This is a genomic window from Pseudomonas sp. TSO6 (assembly GCF_056098905.1).
This window is the reverse complement of the sequence record NZ_JBLZWV010000061.1, coordinates 108341-123990: the sequence shown is the minus strand read 5'-3', so window position 1 is coordinate 123990 and position 15650 is coordinate 108341. Positions and strand designations below refer to the sequence as shown.

The 15650-nt window shown below is 63.6% G+C and carries 13 protein-coding genes and 1 pseudogene; 7 read left to right on the top strand and 7 right to left on the bottom strand.

All coding sequences use genetic code 11. From position 1 onward, the window contains the following. Positions 1-19 precede the first annotated feature (19 nt). The 4 genes from ACN6NG_RS23795 (at position 20) to ACN6NG_RS23780 (ending at position 3705) form a co-directional block, all read left to right on the top strand. The gene (locus ACN6NG_RS23795) at positions 20-1324 is read left to right on the top strand and encodes a homoserine dehydrogenase (RefSeq protein ID WP_016501225.1); all 1305 of its coding nucleotides are present in this window, start codon (positions 20-22) and stop codon (positions 1322-1324) included. 61 nt (positions 1325-1385) lie between these two features. Next, positions 1386-2795 carry a threonine synthase gene (thrC, locus tag ACN6NG_RS23790; RefSeq protein WP_016501224.1) on the top strand — a complete coding sequence of 470 codons (1410 nt, stop codon included), beginning with the start codon at positions 1386-1388 and terminating at the stop codon, positions 2793-2795. A 129-nt stretch (positions 2796-2924) separates the two neighbouring features. Continuing rightward, positions 2925-3344 (top strand): ANTAR domain-containing protein, encoded by a 420-nt coding sequence (locus ACN6NG_RS23785; protein WP_474316549.1) that lies wholly within the window; start codon positions 2925-2927, stop codon positions 3342-3344. Positions 3345-3423: 79 nt separating this feature from the next. Then, positions 3424-3705: a DUF3509 domain-containing protein gene (locus tag ACN6NG_RS23780; protein WP_474316547.1), complete on the top strand. Its 282-nt coding sequence runs from the start codon at positions 3424-3426 to the stop codon at positions 3703-3705. Positions 3706-3970: 265 nt separating this feature from the next. On the opposite strand, the gene ACN6NG_RS23775 is transcribed toward ACN6NG_RS23780, so the two are convergent. Both ACN6NG_RS23775 and ACN6NG_RS23770 read right to left on the bottom strand, forming a co-directional pair. Further along, positions 3971-4846 carry a TIGR02285 family protein gene (locus ACN6NG_RS23775; protein WP_474316544.1) on the bottom strand — a complete coding sequence of 292 codons (876 nt, stop codon included), beginning with the start codon at positions 4844-4846 and terminating at the stop codon, positions 3971-3973. A 21-nt stretch (positions 4847-4867) separates the two neighbouring features. Then, entirely contained in the window at positions 4868-6067 is a 1200-nt protein-coding gene (locus ACN6NG_RS23770) for a CaiB/BaiF CoA transferase family protein (RefSeq protein WP_474316542.1), read from the bottom strand. A gap of 131 nt (positions 6068-6198) precedes the next feature. Between ACN6NG_RS23770 and ACN6NG_RS23765 the strand changes: the two genes are divergently transcribed. The 3 genes from ACN6NG_RS23765 (at position 6199) to ACN6NG_RS23755 (ending at position 10029) form a co-directional block, all read left to right on the top strand. After that, positions 6199-6741, top strand: a complete 543-nt coding sequence (locus ACN6NG_RS23765) for a YaeQ family protein (RefSeq protein WP_016485154.1) — start codon at positions 6199-6201, stop codon at positions 6739-6741. Between the two features lie 8 nt (positions 6742-6749). Further along, positions 6750-8459: a single-stranded-DNA-specific exonuclease RecJ gene (recJ, locus tag ACN6NG_RS23760; protein WP_474316539.1), complete on the top strand. Its 1710-nt coding sequence runs from the start codon at positions 6750-6752 to the stop codon at positions 8457-8459. Between the two features lie 463 nt (positions 8460-8922). After that, complete coding sequence (locus ACN6NG_RS23755) at positions 8923-10029, top strand: NADH:flavin oxidoreductase/NADH oxidase (RefSeq protein WP_063426512.1); 1107 nt, start codon at positions 8923-8925, stop codon at positions 10027-10029. A gap of 309 nt (positions 10030-10338) precedes the next feature. On the opposite strand, the gene ACN6NG_RS23750 is transcribed toward ACN6NG_RS23755, so the two are convergent. The 5 genes and pseudogenes from ACN6NG_RS23750 to ydcS all read right to left on the bottom strand — a co-directional run bounded on the left by ACN6NG_RS23750 (position 10339) and on the right by ydcS (position 15551). Next, positions 10339-11763, bottom strand: a complete 1425-nt coding sequence (locus tag ACN6NG_RS23750) for a gamma-aminobutyraldehyde dehydrogenase (RefSeq protein WP_474316537.1) — start codon at positions 11761-11763, stop codon at positions 10339-10341. A 17-nt stretch (positions 11764-11780) separates the two neighbouring features. After that, positions 11781-12587, bottom strand: coding sequence for an ABC transporter permease (locus ACN6NG_RS23745; protein ID WP_063426516.1), 807 nt, complete (start codon positions 12585-12587; stop codon positions 11781-11783). Further along, positions 12577-13488 carry an ABC transporter permease gene (locus ACN6NG_RS23740; protein ID WP_059394631.1) on the bottom strand — a complete coding sequence of 304 codons (912 nt, stop codon included), beginning with the start codon at positions 13486-13488 and terminating at the stop codon, positions 12577-12579. Before ACN6NG_RS23740 ends, ACN6NG_RS23745 begins: the two co-directional genes overlap by 11 nt. 1 nt (position 13489) lies before the next feature. Next, positions 13490-14386 (bottom strand): annotated as a pseudogene (locus tag ACN6NG_RS23735) (ABC transporter ATP-binding protein); the annotation flags it as partial. A gap of 13 nt (positions 14387-14399) precedes the next feature. Next, positions 14400-15551 (bottom strand): putative ABC transporter substrate-binding protein YdcS, encoded by a 1152-nt coding sequence (gene ydcS, locus ACN6NG_RS23730; protein WP_063426521.1) that lies wholly within the window; start codon positions 15549-15551, stop codon positions 14400-14402. Positions 15552-15650 lie beyond the last annotated feature (99 nt).

The following is a 15650-nucleotide window of genomic DNA, read 5'->3' as shown; positions in this document are numbered from 1 at the left end:
GTTCAATGGGGAGTTCACAGTGAAACCGGTCAAAGTAGGCATCTGTGGGTTGGGGACCGTCGGTGGCGGAACCTTCAATGTACTTCAGCGCAACGCCGAGGAGATTGCCCGCCGTGCCGGGCGCGGTATTGAAGTGGCACAGATCGCCATGCGCTCGCAGAACCCGAACTGCCAGATTACCGGTACCCCCATTACCGCTGACGTGTTCGAAGTTGCGAGCAACCCGGAGATCGACATTGTCATCGAGCTGATCGGTGGCTACACCATCGCCCGCGACCTGGTGCTCAAGGCCATCGAAAACGGCAAGCACGTGGTCACCGCCAACAAGGCGCTGATTGCCGTGCACGGTAACGAAATCTTTGCCAAGGCCCGCGAGAAGGGCGTGATCGTCGCCTTCGAAGCGGCCGTGGCGGGCGGCATCCCGGTGATCAAGGCCATCCGCGAAGGCCTGTCGGCCAACCGCATCAACTGGCTGGCCGGCATCATCAACGGCACCGGCAACTTCATCCTCACCGAAATGCGTGAGAAGGGCCGTGCCTTCCCGGACGTGCTGGCCGAAGCCCAGGCGCTGGGTTACGCCGAAGCCGACCCGACCTTCGACGTCGAGGGTATCGACGCCGCGCACAAGCTGACCATCCTGGCGTCGATCGCTTTTGGCATTCCGCTGCAGTTCGACAAGGCCTACACCGAAGGCATTACCCAGCTGACCACTGCTGACGTGAACTATGCCGAGGCCCTGGGCTACCGCATCAAGCACCTGGGCGTGGCGCGTCGCACCGCCGAAGGCATCGAGCTGCGCGTGCACCCGACGCTGATCCCGGCCGACCGCCTGATCGCCAACGTCAACGGCGTGATGAACGCTGTCATGGTCAACGGTGACGCCGCCGGTTCCACCCTGTACTACGGTGCGGGCGCCGGCATGGAGCCTACTGCTTCGTCGGTGGTGGGCGACCTGGTCGACGTGGTCCGTGCCATGACCTCCGACCCGGAAAACCGCGTACCGCACCTGGCCTTCCAGCCAGACTCGCTGTCGGCCCACCCGATCCTGCCGATCGAAGCCTGCGAAAGCGCCTACTACCTGCGCATCCAGGCCAAGGATCACCCGGGCGTACTGGCCCAGGTGGCCAGCATCCTGTCGGAGCGTGGCATCAACATCGAGTCGATCATGCAGAAGGAAGCCGAGGAGCAGGACGGCCTGGTGCCGATGATCCTCCTGACCCATGGAGTGGTCGAACAGAGCATCAACGACGCCATCGTCGCCCTGGAAGCCCTGCAGGACGTGATCGGCAAGGTCGTGCGTATCCGCGTCGAACAGCTCAACTGACAAAATTATTGCCGTTGGGCCGCCAGCGCGGCCCCGGCCCCAGCATCGAAGGTTTGCACCCATGCGCTATATCAGTACCCGCGGCCAGGCACCGGCCCTGAATTTCGAAGACGTGCTGCTGGCTGGCCTGGCCAGTGACGGCGGCCTGTACGTGCCAGAAAACCTGCCACGCTTCACCCAGGAAGAAATCGCTTCCTGGGCTGGCCTGCCATACCACGAGCTGGCTTTCCGCGTGATGCGCCCGTTCGTTGAAGGCAGCATCGCCGACGCCGATTTCAAGAAGATCCTCGAAGAAACCTACGGCGAGTTCGCCCACGCTGCGGTCGCCCCGCTGCGTCAGCTGAACAGCAACGAGTGGGTGCTGGAGCTGTTCCACGGCCCGACCTTGGCGTTCAAGGACTTCGCCCTGCAACTGCTCGGCCGCCTGCTCGACCACGTGCTGGCCAAGCGCAACGAGCGCGTGGTGATCATTGGTGCCACCAGCGGTGACACCGGTTCCGCCGCCATCGAAGGATGCCGCCGTTGCGACAACGTCGACATCTTCATCCTGCACCCGCACCAGCGCGTGTCGGAAGTGCAGCGCCGCCAGATGACCACCATCTTCGGGGACAACATCCACAACATCGCCATCGAAGGCAACTTCGACGACTGCCAGGAAATGGTCAAGGCCAGCTTCGCCGACCAGTCGTTCCTCAAGGGCACCCGCCTGGTGGCAGTCAACTCGATCAACTGGGCGCGCATCATGGCCCAGATCGTCTACTACTTCCACGCAGCCCTGCAGCTGGGCGGCCCGGCACGTTCGGTGGCGTTCTCGGTACCAACCGGCAACTTCGGCGACATCTTCGCCGGTTACCTGGCGCGCAACATGGGCCTGCCGATCAGCCAGCTGATCGTCGCCACCAACCGCAACGACATCCTGCACCGCTTCATGAGCGGCAACCAGTACGTCAAGGACACCCTGCACGCGACCCTGTCGCCGTCGATGGACATCATGGTCTCGTCCAACTTCGAGCGCCTGCTGTTCGACCTGCACGGCCGCAACGGCGCCTCCATTGCCGAGCTGATGGACAACTTCAAGCAAGGTGGCGGCTTCAGCGTCGAGCAAGGCCGCTGGACCGAAGCCCGCAAACTGTTCGACTCGCTGGCCGTCAGCGACGAGCAGACCTGCGAGACCATTGCCGAAGTCTTCGCTGCCACCGGTGAAGTGCTGGACCCGCACACCGCGATTGGCGTCAAGGCTGCCCGCGAGTGCCGTCGTAGCCTGGACACGCCAATGGTGGTGCTGGGTACCGCGCACCCGGTCAAGTTCCCGGAAGCGGTGGAAAAGGCGGGTGTAGGCAAGGCGCTGGAGCTGCCGGCGCACCTCAGTGACCTGTTCAGCCGTGAAGAGCGTTGCACGGTGCTGGCCAATGACCTGAAAGCAGTGCAGGGCTTTGTCAGCCAGCACGGTAACCGCGGCAAACCGTTGTAAGCGCGTTGCCATGTGGGGCCGCAAAGCGGCCCCACATGTAAGCCTTTTCCTTTGATCCTTCAGAAATTTCCTATTCGACCCGTCCAGCCCCAAGCCTAAATTAGCCGGTCCTCCCACCAGGAGCGGCATATGTACCAGCCCTACGTGTTGATCCACCAGGCTCGCCCGTCCCACCAGATCCTCCTGCACCAGGCCCTTAACGCCCAAGGCATGTTCAACGTGCGCATCAGCGCAAACGTCAGCGACCTGGACGCTTGCCTGGCCGCTGAACGTCGCCCTGACCTGCTGATTCTCGACCACGCCATGCCAACCCGGGCCGGCCTTTCTTTGCTCGCTCGGCAGCATCGATCACGAGCGTTGCTGTTCGTCGGCCAGGCTACCCCCAAGCACCACAACCTTGCCCAGGAGGCAAGAAAGCGGGGGCTTTGGGTACTCGCCGAACTCCCCTGGCCGCTTTCGATGACACGCCTGCAATGTGCCCTGCAAGCGCTGCAGGTGCGCCCGTGGCGGCGTATTCAAACTGTCATGTCTGCCCCGCATGCTCAATGAAACAGCCGCGGCAAGACGAACTTTGCGCTGCGCCTGTTGGTCAGTTCCTTTATATCCCACCACGCAGCGAGTGAACCGGATGGAAAGAATCTGCAAACTGCTCAACGAAGCCCTGACTCCCTATCAGGCCCAGCTTGGCATCGCCGATGCCAGCGGTGATCGCCAATTGACCCTTCAGGACCCCGTTGCCGGCATTACCCTGCGGCGCAAAGTGAGCGAGCGTCAGTTGCAGGAGCAACGCCTGTTGATCGATCTGGTGGATGGCCTGCACCGTGACTTGCAGATTGCCGAAGGGCGGTTGCAGCCTTGTGTGATCGCGGCGCTGCAGCAGCGTCAGCAACCCCAGGGAACCTTTGCCTGAGTGGTGTATCAGACAGTGTAAGGGTAGCCAGCCAGTGCTTTGCTCCGGTGCTGGCAAGGCTGCCTCGGGAAGTCCCCAAGGACTTTCGCTTGGCCCCGGGCGTCCTCCCCAGCGTCCGGGGTTTCTTTTTTCTGCGCAGGCTCATTTCCCTGTAGGAGCAGCCTTGTGCTGCGAAAGGGCCAGTGCAGCTTGAGAATGTCGTTTGTCATGAGGGCCTCTTCGCAGCACAAGGCTGCTCCTACAGCGACCGTGTATGTCGGTTGGCTTATTGGCCTTCAAAGAAGCGTTTGCTGTCTTCCAGATAGTCTTCCTGTAACGCCGGATCCAGCCAACGCGCATACAACGCCGGCAAAACATCCCGGCGCAGTGCAGGTAACAGCCGATCGATATGCGTGATCGCTTCGCGCCCCAGAGGGCTGTCCGTGCAACCCACATGCAGAAACTGGTAGCGCTCTACCCCCTGCACCGGATGAAACTGGTAATCCGCCAGTGCCCCCCCTTGCTGCTGAATCAGATAGCGCACTTCCGGCCAGTAGCCGAGCACCATGCGCAGGCGCCCCAGCTGTTGCATCTGTAGCAGGTTGGCGGTGGCATCGTTGCCGTAGTGGCGGCTGAGCACGCTGTCGGGCAACTGGCGCAGGATGGCGTCGATCTGGGTGCCGTAGCTGCGTTCTGCAACAATCCCCAGCTTCAGCGAGTCGTTGCTCAGCAGGCCATGCAGGTCTACCTGCTGACCGTCGAGGTAGGGCACCGCCAGCGCCTGGTTTTCCTTGCGCAGTACCAGGCCACCGCTGAGCACGCCCAGCGATGGCATGGAAAAGCGCACATATTCGGCCCGTTCCGGGGTCCATAGCAGGGTAGGGTCGCAGGTGAAGCTGTTGCGGTCTTGCAGCATCTGGATGCCACGGGCGCGGTTGACCCGCACAATGCTGTGGTCGTATTCGGGCATCTGCCCGATCAGCAGCGGCAACAACTGGTCGATCACCCCTTGGCCTTTTTCCGGGCCTGCAAAAATGGTGAACGGCGGCAGGTCACGCACCAGCCAGAAGATGCGTTCCTTGGCACTGACAGGCTGTAGCAGCAATGCGGGCAGTAGCCCGCACAGCAGGATCAGGTGGCGTAGCCCGCGGGTAGCGCGCATGGGCGAGGGCGGCGCCAGGCGTCAGACCGCGCCGGCTTCGCGCAGGCCGGCAATGGCCGCTGCGTCGTAGCCCAGGCGGGTGAGCAATGCCTCGGTGTGTTCGCCCAGCGCCGGGCCGACCCATTCGGCGGAGCCAGGCGTATCCGACAGCTTCGGCACGATGCCCGGCATGCGGAACGGCTTGCCGTCCGGCAGCTTGGCCTGCAGGAACATTTCCCGCGCCAGGTACTGCGGGTCATTGAACATGTCCTCGGCCGAATAGATACGGCTGGCCGGTACTTCGGCCGTGGTCAGCACCTGCATCAGTTGCTCAAGAGGCAGGCTGTTGGCCCAGCGGTCGATCACCCCGTACAGCTCGTCACGGCGCAGGTCGCGGCCATCGTTGCTGGCCAGGGTCGGGTCATTTGCGAGGTCGGCACGGCCGATGGCCTGCATGAAGCGCTTGAAGATCGCATCGCCGTTGGCGCCGATCTGCACGTGCTTGCCGTCGGCGCTGGTATGGATGGAGGAGGGGGTGATACCCGGCATGATGTTGCCGGTGCGCTCGCGGATAAAACCGAACACATCGAACTCCGGGACCATGCTTTCCATCATGGCGAAGATCGCCTCGTACAGCGCCACGTCCACCACCTGGCCCTGGCCGCCATTGACCTCGCGGTGGCGCAGCGCCATCAACGCACCGATCACCCCCCACAGCGCGGCGATCGAGTCGCCGATGGAAATGCCCGTGCGTACCGGCGGGCGGTCGTCGAAGCCGGTGATGTAGCGCAAACCGCCCATCGACTCGCCCACCGCGCCGAAGCCCGGTTGGTCTTTCATCGGCCCGGTCTGGCCAAAGCCCGAGAGGCGCACCATCACCAGGCGCGGGTTAAGGGCATGCAGCACATCCCAACCCAGGCCGAGTTTTTCCAGCACGCCCGGGCGGAAGTTCTCGATCAGGATGTCGGCGTCGGCCAGCAGGCGCTTCAGAATCTCGAGGCCTTCGGGGTGCTTGAGGTTGAGGGTGAGCGATTGCTTGTTGCGCGCCTGCACGAACCACCACAGCGAAGTGCCCTCGTACAGCTTGCGCCACTTGCGCAACGGGTCGCCGCCATCGGGGGATTCGACCTTGATCACCTCGGCGCCGAATTCGGCGCAGATGCGCGAGGCGAACGGCCCGGCAATCAGGGTGCCGAGTTCGACAACTTTGAGGCCGGCGAGGGGTTTGCTGGGCATCGACATGGGGCATCCGTGGCAGCTGGGCAGAGCCGTGGTTTTATCACACGTCGGTTTCGCCGGGTACTGCTGCGGCGCATGGAGGGAGCGGATGGGTTAGACTGTGCCACTTTTCTTTTGCACGAAGCCCGTCGACCATGGCCCAGCCGTCCACCACCTACAAGTTCGAATTGAATCTGACCGACCTTGATCGCAATGTCTACGAAAGCGTCAAGCAGACCATTGCTCGCCATCCTTCGGAAACCGAAGAGCGTATGGCGGTTCGTCTGTTGGCGTATGCGCTCTGGTACAACGAGAACTTGTCGTTTGGCCGCGGTCTGTCAGATGTCGATGAGCCGGCACTGTGGGAAAAGAGCCTGGACGATCGCGTGTTGCACTGGATCGAAGTGGGCCAGCCAGACGCCGACCGCCTGACCTGGTGCTCGCGCCGTACCGAACGTACCAGCCTGCTGGCCTATGGCAGCCTGCGCGTGTGGGAAGGCAAGGTGGTGGGCGCGGTCAAGAACCTGAAAAACCTGAACATCGCTGCCGTGCCTCAGGAGGTGCTGGAGACGCTGGCTACCGACATGCCCCGTAGCATCAAGTGGGACGTGATGATCAGTGAAGGCACGGTGTTCGTGACCGATGACCGTGGCCAGCACGAAGTGCAACTGCAGTGGCTGCTCGGTGAGCGTGGCTGAAGCGACCCATGCGCATCGAACCTCGCCCCCTGCCGCCGACCCTGCCATTTCTGGGTAACCTGCCACCCTTGCTGACCCGTCTGTACGCCGCGCGCGGTGTGCAGTCCGAGGCCGAACTGGACAAAAGCCTGGCGCGCCTGCTGCCCTACCAGCAACTCAAGGGCATCGAGGCCGGTGTCGACCTGCTGGTCGAGGCGCTGGACCAGCGCCAGCGCATTCTTATCGTTGGCGACTTCGATGCCGATGGCGCCACCGCCAGCACCGTCGGGGTGCTGGGCCTGCGCCTGATGGGTGCAGCCCACGTCGATTACCTGGTGCCCAACCGCTTCGAATACGGCTATGGCCTGACCCCGGAAATCGTCGAGGTGGCGCTGCAGCGTCAGCCGCAACTGCTGATCACCGTGGACAACGGCATTTCCAGCGTCGAGGGTGTGGCGGCAGCCAAGGCCGCCGGCCTCAAGGTACTGGTCACCGACCACCATCTGCCGGGCCAGCAATTGCCCGATGCCGACGCCATCATCAACCCTAACCAGCCGGGCTGTACGTTCCCGAGCAAGGCGCTGGCCGGTGTAGGGGTGATCTTCTATGTGCTGATGGCCCTGCGCGCGCGCCTGCGCAGCCTGGGGCGCTACGAGACGCAACCACAGCCGAACATCGGCGAACTGCTCGACCTGGTCGCGCTAGGCAGCGTCGCCGACGTGGTGCCGCTGGATGCCAACAACCGCATCCTGGTGCACCAGGGCCTCGAGCGCATCCGCGCCGGCCGCGCCCGGCCAGGGCTGAAGGCGATTCTCGAAGTGGCCCGCCGCGATCACCGGCGCATCACCTCGACTGACCTGGGTTTCATCCTCGGCCCACGGCTGAACGCCGCCGGTCGCCTGGACGACATGAGCCTGGGCATTGAATGCCTGCTGTGCGAAGACGCGGCACTGGCCCAGGACATGGCCCAGCAGCTGGACGACCTGAACCAGGACCGCAAGTCCATCGAGCAGGGCATGCAGCGCGAGGCCCTGGCCCAGCTCAAGGACCTGCCGGTCGAGTCGATGCCGTATGGACTGTGCCTGTTCGATGCCGACTGGCACCAGGGTGTGATCGGTATTCTGGCTTCGCGCCTTAAGGAGCGTTATCACCGGCCAACCATCGCGTTCGCTGATGCCGGCGAGGGCATGCTCAAAGGTTCGGCGCGCTCGGTACCAGGCTTCCACATCCGCGATGCACTGGATGCCGTGGCGGCGCGTCACCCGCAACTGATCAGCAAGTTCGGCGGCCACGCCATGGCTGCGGGCTTATCGTTGCCTGAGGGTAATTTCCCGGCCTTTGCCGAGGCGTTCGACGAAGAAGTGCGGCGCCAGCTGCGTGAGGAAGACCTGACAGGCCGGCTGTTGTCCGATGGCAGCCTGGCCGTGGAGGAATTCCACCTCGACCTGGCCAAGGCCCTGCGCCATGCCGGGCCTTGGGGCCAGCATTTCCCCGAGCCGCTGTTCCACGGCGTGTTCCAGCTGGTGGAGCAGCGCGTGGTGGGCGAGCGGCACCTGAAGGTGGTGCTCAAGAGCGAGTGTGGTTCGGTGCGACTGGATGGCATTGCCTTTGGCGTCGACCGCGAAGTGTGGCCGAACCCGACCGTGCGCTGGGTCGAACTGGCGTACAAGCTGGATGTGAACGAGTTTCGTGGCAACGAAAGTGTGCAGTTGATGATTGCCCACATGGAGCCGCGCTGACGGGCTCGCTGGGCTCGCCTTGATTTGTTTGGTGTGGCTGAAATCCAGCGCCGCCCGCGCGGCGCATCGCGACGCAAGGCCGCTCCCACATTTGTTGCAACGTGCCAAACCTGCAAGGCCATGGTTGCGCGCCTTGTTGGTCTGACGATGCCTGTGCGCTGACGCTGTTATCGCTCCACCAGCCTTGCGTCATGCGCCAAGGCTGACAACCATGGCCTCACAGACATGGCCACGTTGCAACAAATGTGGGAGCGGCCTTGCGTCGCGATGCGCCGCGCGGGCGGCGCTCGATCTCACCGGCGACATCACTTTCGAGCCTGACACCCGCATCCCACCCAAAATCCCGTGGAACCTCCCCCCCACCCATTCTGGTCTAGTCTGAAGTTATGACCGGACCTGGGCCAGGGACGTGCAATTGAGTGTCCGGGCCGGATCACCATTGGAGTCCTTGGGAGGTGCCCTCATGAGCCTGCTGCTCGAGCCTTACACCCTGCGTCAGCTGACCTTGCCCAACCGCATCGCGGTATCGCCGATGTGCCAGTATTCCGCCATCGATGGCCTGGCCAACGACTGGCACCTTGTCCATTTGGGCAGCCGTGCTGTGGGTGGCGCCGGTCTGGTGATCACGGAAGCCGTGGCAGTTACCGCCGATGGCCGCATCACCGCCGAAGACCTGGGGCTGTGGGACGACGCCCAGATCGCGCCGCTGCAACGCATCACCCGTTTCATCACCGCCCAGGGTGCCGTGCCGGGCATACAGTTGGCGCACGCCGGGCGCAAGGCCAGTACCTATCGCCCATGGCTGGGCAAACAGGGCAGTGTGAAGCTTGAAGAGGGAGGCTGGCAGCCAGTAGGCCCATCGAAGATCGCGTTCGACCCGCAACACACACCGCCACATGAGCTGACCCCGGACGAGATCCAGGATGTGATCGCGGCGTTCGTCGCCTCGACCGAGCGCGCCTTGAAGGCCGGTTTCAAGGTGGTGGAAATCCATGCTGCCCATGGCTACCTGTTGCACCAGTTCCTGTCACCGTTAAGCAACCAGCGCCGCGACGAGTACGGCAGTTGTTTCGAAAACCGCATCCGCCTGACCCTGCAGGTGGTCGAGGCCGTGCGCAAGTTGTGGCCTGCCGAGTTGCCACTGTTGGTGCGGGTATCGGCAACCGATTGGGTGGAGGACGGCTGGAACCCGGATGAAACCGTCGAACTGGCTCGTCGCCTGCGAGGGTTGGGCGTGGACCTGATCGATGTATCCTCTGGGGGCACCTCGGTAAACGCCGAGATCCCCACCGGCCCCGGCTACCAGACCCGCTTCGCTGAACGCGTGCGCAAGGAATCGGAAATTGCCACCGGCACCGTGGGCATGATCACCGAACCGGCCCAGGCCGAGCACATCCTGCGCACTGGCCAGGCCGACCTTATCTTCCTCGCCCGCGAACTGCTGCGCGACCCGTACTGGCCACTGCACGCCGACGACGACCTGGGCGGCAACAAGGCCACCTGGCCTGCGCAGTACCAGCGCGCGACCAGCCGCGCCAACCCGATTCACGAGTCCGATCTGCGCGACTAGCGTACCGGCCTGTGGGTGATTGGCAAAAATTTTGTGCAGGGCTGAAATCGAGCGCCGCCCACGCGGCGCATCGCGAGCTGCGCTCGCTCCTACATTTGTTTCGGGCCAATTATTCCTGAGGGATTTGCGCACGGCCCTATTGGTGTTCACCTCGATCTCGCGTCGGGCCAAAGAGGCTGTCGCGTGCACTGGCACTAGCCTCAATGGCCCGAAACAAACGTAGGAGCGAGCGCCGCTCGCGATGCGCCGCGCGGGCGGCGCTCGATCTCGTAGGCGCCACAACTCTAACGACAGACTCCAACGCTTTGCTCAATGCTTGATCATCACATGCCGCACACAGGTGTAGTCCTCCAGCCCATACATCGACATATCCTTCCCATACCCCGAATGCTTCTGCCCGCCATGGGGCATTTCGCTGACCAGCATGAAGTGGGTATTCACCCAGGTGCAGCCATACTGCAAGCGCGCCGCCAGGCGATGGGCGCGGCCGGTGTCGCGGGTCCAGACCGATGAGGCCAGACCGTAGTTGGAGTCGTTGGCCCATGCCAGCGCCTGGGCTTCGTCATTGAAGCGGGTGACCGATACCACCGGGCCGAACACTTCGTTGCGTACGATCTCGTCGTCCTGCAGCGCGTCGGCCAGCACGGTCGGCTCGAAGTAGAAACCATCGCCATCAATTGCCTTGCCCCCCGTCACCAGGCGGATGTGCGGTTGAGCGATGGCCCGCTCCACGAGCCCGGCGACCTTGTCGCGATGCTGGGCACTGATCAGCGGCCCCAGCTCGGTGTCCTCAGCCTCCTGCAACCCAGGCTTGAGGCTGGCTACGGCTTCACCCAGGCGCTCGACAAAGCGCTCGTAGATGCCGTCCTGCACGTACAGGCGGCAGGCTGCGGTGCAGTCCTGGCCTGCGTTGTAGAAGCCGAAAGTGCGGATGCCGTCGATGGCAGCGTCGATGTCGGCGTCGTCGAACACCAGCACCGGGGCCTTGCCACCCAGCTCCATGTGCATGCGTTTAACGCTGTCGGCGGTGGCGCTGATGATGTGCGCGCCAGTGGGTATGGAGCCTGTCAGCGACACCATGCGCACCTTGGGATGGTTGACCAGCGGGTTGCCGACGGTCTGGCCGCGGCCAAAGAGAATGTTGAGGACGCCCGGTGGCAGCAGATCCTGGGCCAGTTCACCCAGGCGCAAGGCGGTCAGCGGGGTCAGTTCGGAGGGTTTGATCACCACCGTGTTGCCGGCTGCCAGGGCCGGGGCGATCTTCCACGCCAACATCATCAGCGGATAGTTCCACGGTGCGATGGAAGCAACTACGCCCAATGGGTCGCGGCGGATCATCGAGGTGTGGCCGGGCAGGTACTCGCCCGCCGCTAAACCGCCCAGGCAGCGTGCCGCGCCGGCAAAATAGCGGAACACGTCGGCAATCGCCGGGATTTCATCGTTCAGCGCGGCGCTCAGGGGCTTGCCGCAGTTCTGCGATTCCAGCCGGGCCAGTTCATCGCCATGGACTTCGATGGCATCCGCCAGCGCCAGCAAGGTTTGCGAGCGGTCCTTGGGGCTGGTTTGCGACCAGCTGTCGAAGGCCTGGTCGGCGGCGCGCACGGCGCTGTCCACCTGGGCCTCGGTGGCTTCGTTGATCTGTGCCAGGGCGGTTCCCAGCGCCGGGTTGAGCACGGTCCAGGCCGGGCCTTGGCCAGCGACCAGTTGGCCATTGATCAGCATCTGCGTTTGCATCGGGGACTCCTCCAGGGTCATTTGCCACTGCCCGCGACGCTTTCGCCGCCACGGGTCAGGTAGTAGGCGCCAAGGATTGGCAGCATGGTCACCAACATCACCAGCATGGCGACCACGTTGGTCACCGGCACGTCGCGCGGGCGGCTGAGCTGGTTCAACAGCCAGATCGGCAGGGTGCGTTCGTGGCCGGCGGTGAAGGTGGTGACGATGATTTCATCGAACGACAGGGCAAAAGCCAGCATGCCACCGGCCAGCAGTGCCGAGCCAAGGTTGGGCAGGATGATGTAGCGGAAGGTCTGCCAGCCATCGGCGCCCAAATCCATCGACGCTTCAATCAGGCTCTGCGAGGTGCGCCGCAGGCGGGCGATCACGTTGTTGTAGACGATCACCACGCAGAACGTGGCGTGACCGATCACGATGGTGAACACCCCGGGCTCTATCCCCAGGGACTTGAAGGCCGAGAGCAGGGCGATGCCGGTGATGATGCCGGGCAGGGCGATAGGCAGGATCAGCATCAGCGAAATGCTCTCTTTGCCGAAGAAGCTGCGCCGATACAACGCGACCGACGCCAGTGTGCCCAGCACCAGGGCAATCAGCGTGGCCAGGCAGGCCACCTGCAGCGACAGCTTGATCGCCTCCAGTACATCGGGCCGGGCGAAAGCCACACCGATCCACTTCAGGGTAAAGCCCTTGGGCGGGAAGCTGAACGCCGCGTCTTCGGTGTTGAAGGCGTACAGGAAGATGATCAGGATCGGGAAGTGCAGGAATAGCAGCCCGCCCCAAGCCGCCAGTCGCAGCCCTGTTGAAGCTTTTTCAGAGTGCATCGAAGGCCCCCAGGCGCTTGACGATGGACAGGTACACGGCAATCAGCACGATGGGCACCAGGGTGAACGCGGCGGCCATCGGCATGTTGCCGATCGCCCCTTGCTGGGCATAGACCATGCTGCCGATGAAGTAACCGGGTGGGCCGACCAGCTGCGGCACGATGAAGTCACCCAGGGTGAGCGAGAAGGTGAAGATCGAGCCGGCGGCGATGCCTGGGATCGAAAGCGGCAGGATCACCTGCACGAAGGTTTGCCCGGGCCGTGCGCCAAGGTCTGCCGAGGCTTGCAGCAGCGAAGGCGGCAGGCGCTCCAGCGAGGCCTGGATCGGCAGGATCATGAATGGCAACCAGATGTACACGAACACCATGAAGCGCCCCAGGTGGGATGTCGACAGCGTGCTGCCGCCCACCCCCGGCACGGCCAGCACCGCCTGCAGCAGGCCATCCAGGTGCAACTGCTGGACGAACCACTGGGCGACGCCGCCCTTTGCCAGCAGCAGGGTCCAGGCATAGGTCTTGACGATGTAGCTGGCCCACATCGGCATCATCACCGCGATGTAGAAAAACGCCTTGGTCTTGCCGCTGGTGAAGCGCGCCATGTAGTAGGCGATGGGGAAGGCCAGTACCGCGCTGGCCAATGACACGGCCACCGCCATGCCCAAGGTGCGCAGGATGATGTCGAAGTTCGACGGGTTGAACAGCGCGGCGAAGTTGCCCAGGGTCAGGTCCGGGGTCACCGCCATGGTGAAGTCGTCGAAAGTGTAGAAACCTTGCCACAGCAGGTTCAGCAACGAGCCCAGGTAGATTGCGCCGAACCATGTCAGCGGGGGGGCCAGCAGCAGTGCCAGGTACAGGTTCGGGCGCCGGTACAGCAGGTTGGACAGGCTGCGCAGTGTGCTCATGTCAGCGGGCCTCGGTTTCCTGCAGCACCGTCATGGCCTCGCGGGGCCAATGTGCCAGCACCCGTTGCCCGGGCTGCCACACTGGGGGCTGCGCTTGCCAGCGGTCGTTGGCCTGGCTCACCGCCAACAGCTGGCCGCTTTCCAGTTGCAGCTCGAGGCGTGTGGCGCTGCCCTGGTACTGAACATCGCGCAACAAGCCGCTGACCTGCACTTCATGGCTGGTCACCACCGGCTCGCCCAGGCGGATGTGCTCGGGGCGGATGGAGAAGGGCGCCGGGCTGCCGTTGAGCTGCATGGCCAGCTCGCCACGCACCACGTTGGAGGTGCCGACGAATTCGGCGACGAAGGTGGTAGCGGGTTTCATGTACAGGTTGCGCGGGGTGTCGACCTGTTCGATACGGCCGCGGTTGAACACCGCGACCCGGTCGGACATCGACAGGGCCTCGGTCTGGTCGTGGGTGACGAAGATGAAGGTGATGCCCAGTTGGCGCTGCAGCTTTTTCAGCTCGCCCTGCATCTGTTCGCGTAACTTCAGGTCCAGCGCGCCCAGTGGTTCATCCAGCAGCAATACCCGTGGCCGATTGACCAGGGCGCGGGCCAGGGCCACGCGCTGGCGCTGGCCGCCGGACAGCTGCGCTGGCTTGCGCACGCCATAGCCGGCCAGGGCCACCATGGCCAATGCTTCTTCGGCGCGGTTGTGGCGTTCGGCCTTGGCCACACCCTTTACCTTCAGGCCGTAGGCGATGTTGTCCAGCACGTTCATGTGGGGGAACAGCGCGTAGTCCTGGAACACGGTGTTGACGTCGCGCTGGTAGGGCGGCACGCCAGCTGCCTCGACACCGTGGATGCGGATCGAACCACTGGTGGGTTGCTCGAAGCCGGCGATAGGGCCAGGGCAGGCCAAGTAACTTTTAGCGCCCACCCATGATCGCAATGTAATCCTGGGTCCAGCGGCTATACGGCACGAACTTGCCCCCTTGGGCCTGCGGGGTTTTCCAGAAGGCAATCTTGTCGAAATTGTCGAAACCGTTGGTCTTGCACCCCTCGGCCCCCAGCAGCTCGCTGCCGGTGCACGCCGCCGGCACCGCCGGTAACGAGCCGAACCAGGCCGCTACGTCACCCTGCACCTTAGGTTGCAGCGACCAGTCCATCCACTTGTAGGCGCAGTTGGGGTGCTTGGCCTCGCTGTGCAGCATGGTGGTGTCGGCCCAGCCGGTTGCGCCTTCCTTGGGAATGGTCGAGGCCACCGGCTGGTTCTCGGCCTTCAGGCCATTGACCATGTAGCCCCAGGAGCTGGAGGCGACCACGCCTTCGTTCTTCACGTCGCTCATCTGCACCGTGGCGTCATGCCAGTAGCGGTGGATCAGCGGTTGCTGCTGGCGCAGCAGTTCCAGCACGGCCTTGTATTGCTCCTCGTTCAGCTCGTAGGGGTCCTTGATGCCCAGTTCGGGCTTGGTCGACTTCAGGTACAGCGCCGCGTCGGCTATGTAGATCGGCCCGTCGTAGGCCTGCACGCGGCCTTTGTTCGGCTTGCCGTCGGGCAGGTTCTGCGGCTCGAACACCACACCCCAGCTGGTAGGGGCCTGCTTGAAGGTGTTGGTGTTGTACAGCAACACGTTCGGCCCCCACTGATACGGGGTGCCGTACACCTGCTTGTCGACCACGTACCAGCCACCGTCCTGCAGGCGCGGGTCGATGTTCTTCCAGTTGGGGATCAGGGCGGTGTTTATCGGCTGCACGCGCTTGCCCGCGATCAGTCGCAGCGAGGCATCGCCCGAGGCGGTGACCAAGTCATAACCGCCCTTGGTCATCAGGCTGACCATCTCGTCGGAGGTAGCGGCAGTCTTCACGCTGACCTTGCAACCGGTTTCCTTTTCGAAGCCGGTCACCCAGTCGTAGGCCTTGTCGCTTTCACCGCGCTCGATATAGCCGGGCCAGGCAACGATATCCAGGCGCCCCTCGCCAGGCCCCAGGGCCTTGGGCGGTTCGGCAGCCTGCAGGCTGGCGCTGGCCAGCACGGCACCGGTCATGGCGCCGAGCAATGCGGTCTTGTGCACTGACATGGTGTTCCCTCTTTTTGGAGATCTTGTTCGGGGCAGTCATCAAGCAAGCGGTGAAGCAATCGTTATAAGCGTAGTGCGATCGCGCGAGGTATTGGCGAT

What these genes read in the sequence shown, in the direction of transcription:
- thrC (WP_016501224.1), top strand. Translation starts at nt 1,386, where the DNA reads ATGCGCTATATCAGTACCCGCGGCCAGGCACCGGCCCTGAATTTCGAA.
- ACN6NG_RS23785 (WP_474316549.1), top strand. Translation starts at nt 2,925, where the DNA reads ATGTACCAGCCCTACGTGTTGATCCACCAGGCTCGCCCGTCCCACCAG.
- ACN6NG_RS23780 (WP_474316547.1), top strand. Translation starts at nt 3,424, where the DNA reads ATGGAAAGAATCTGCAAACTGCTCAACGAAGCCCTGACTCCCTATCAG.
- ACN6NG_RS23775 (WP_474316544.1), bottom strand. Translation starts at nt 4,846, where the DNA reads ATGCGCGCTACCCGCGGGCTACGCCACCTGATCCTGCTGTGCGGGCTA.
- ACN6NG_RS23770 (WP_474316542.1), bottom strand. Translation starts at nt 6,067, where the DNA reads ATGTCGATGCCCAGCAAACCCCTCGCCGGCCTCAAAGTTGTCGAACTC.
- ACN6NG_RS23765 (WP_016485154.1), top strand. Translation starts at nt 6,199, where the DNA reads ATGGCCCAGCCGTCCACCACCTACAAGTTCGAATTGAATCTGACCGAC.
- recJ (WP_474316539.1), top strand. Translation starts at nt 6,750, where the DNA reads ATGCGCATCGAACCTCGCCCCCTGCCGCCGACCCTGCCATTTCTGGGT.
- ACN6NG_RS23755 (WP_063426512.1), top strand. Translation starts at nt 8,923, where the DNA reads ATGAGCCTGCTGCTCGAGCCTTACACCCTGCGTCAGCTGACCTTGCCC.
- ACN6NG_RS23750 (WP_474316537.1), bottom strand. Translation starts at nt 11,763, where the DNA reads ATGCAAACGCAGATGCTGATCAATGGCCAACTGGTCGCTGGCCAAGGC.
- ACN6NG_RS23745 (WP_063426516.1), bottom strand. Translation starts at nt 12,587, where the DNA reads ATGCACTCTGAAAAAGCTTCAACAGGGCTGCGACTGGCGGCTTGGGGC.
- ACN6NG_RS23740 (WP_059394631.1), bottom strand. Translation starts at nt 13,488, where the DNA reads ATGAGCACACTGCGCAGCCTGTCCAACCTGCTGTACCGGCGCCCGAAC.
- ydcS (WP_063426521.1), bottom strand. Translation starts at nt 15,551, where the DNA reads ATGTCAGTGCACAAGACCGCATTGCTCGGCGCCATGACCGGTGCCGTG.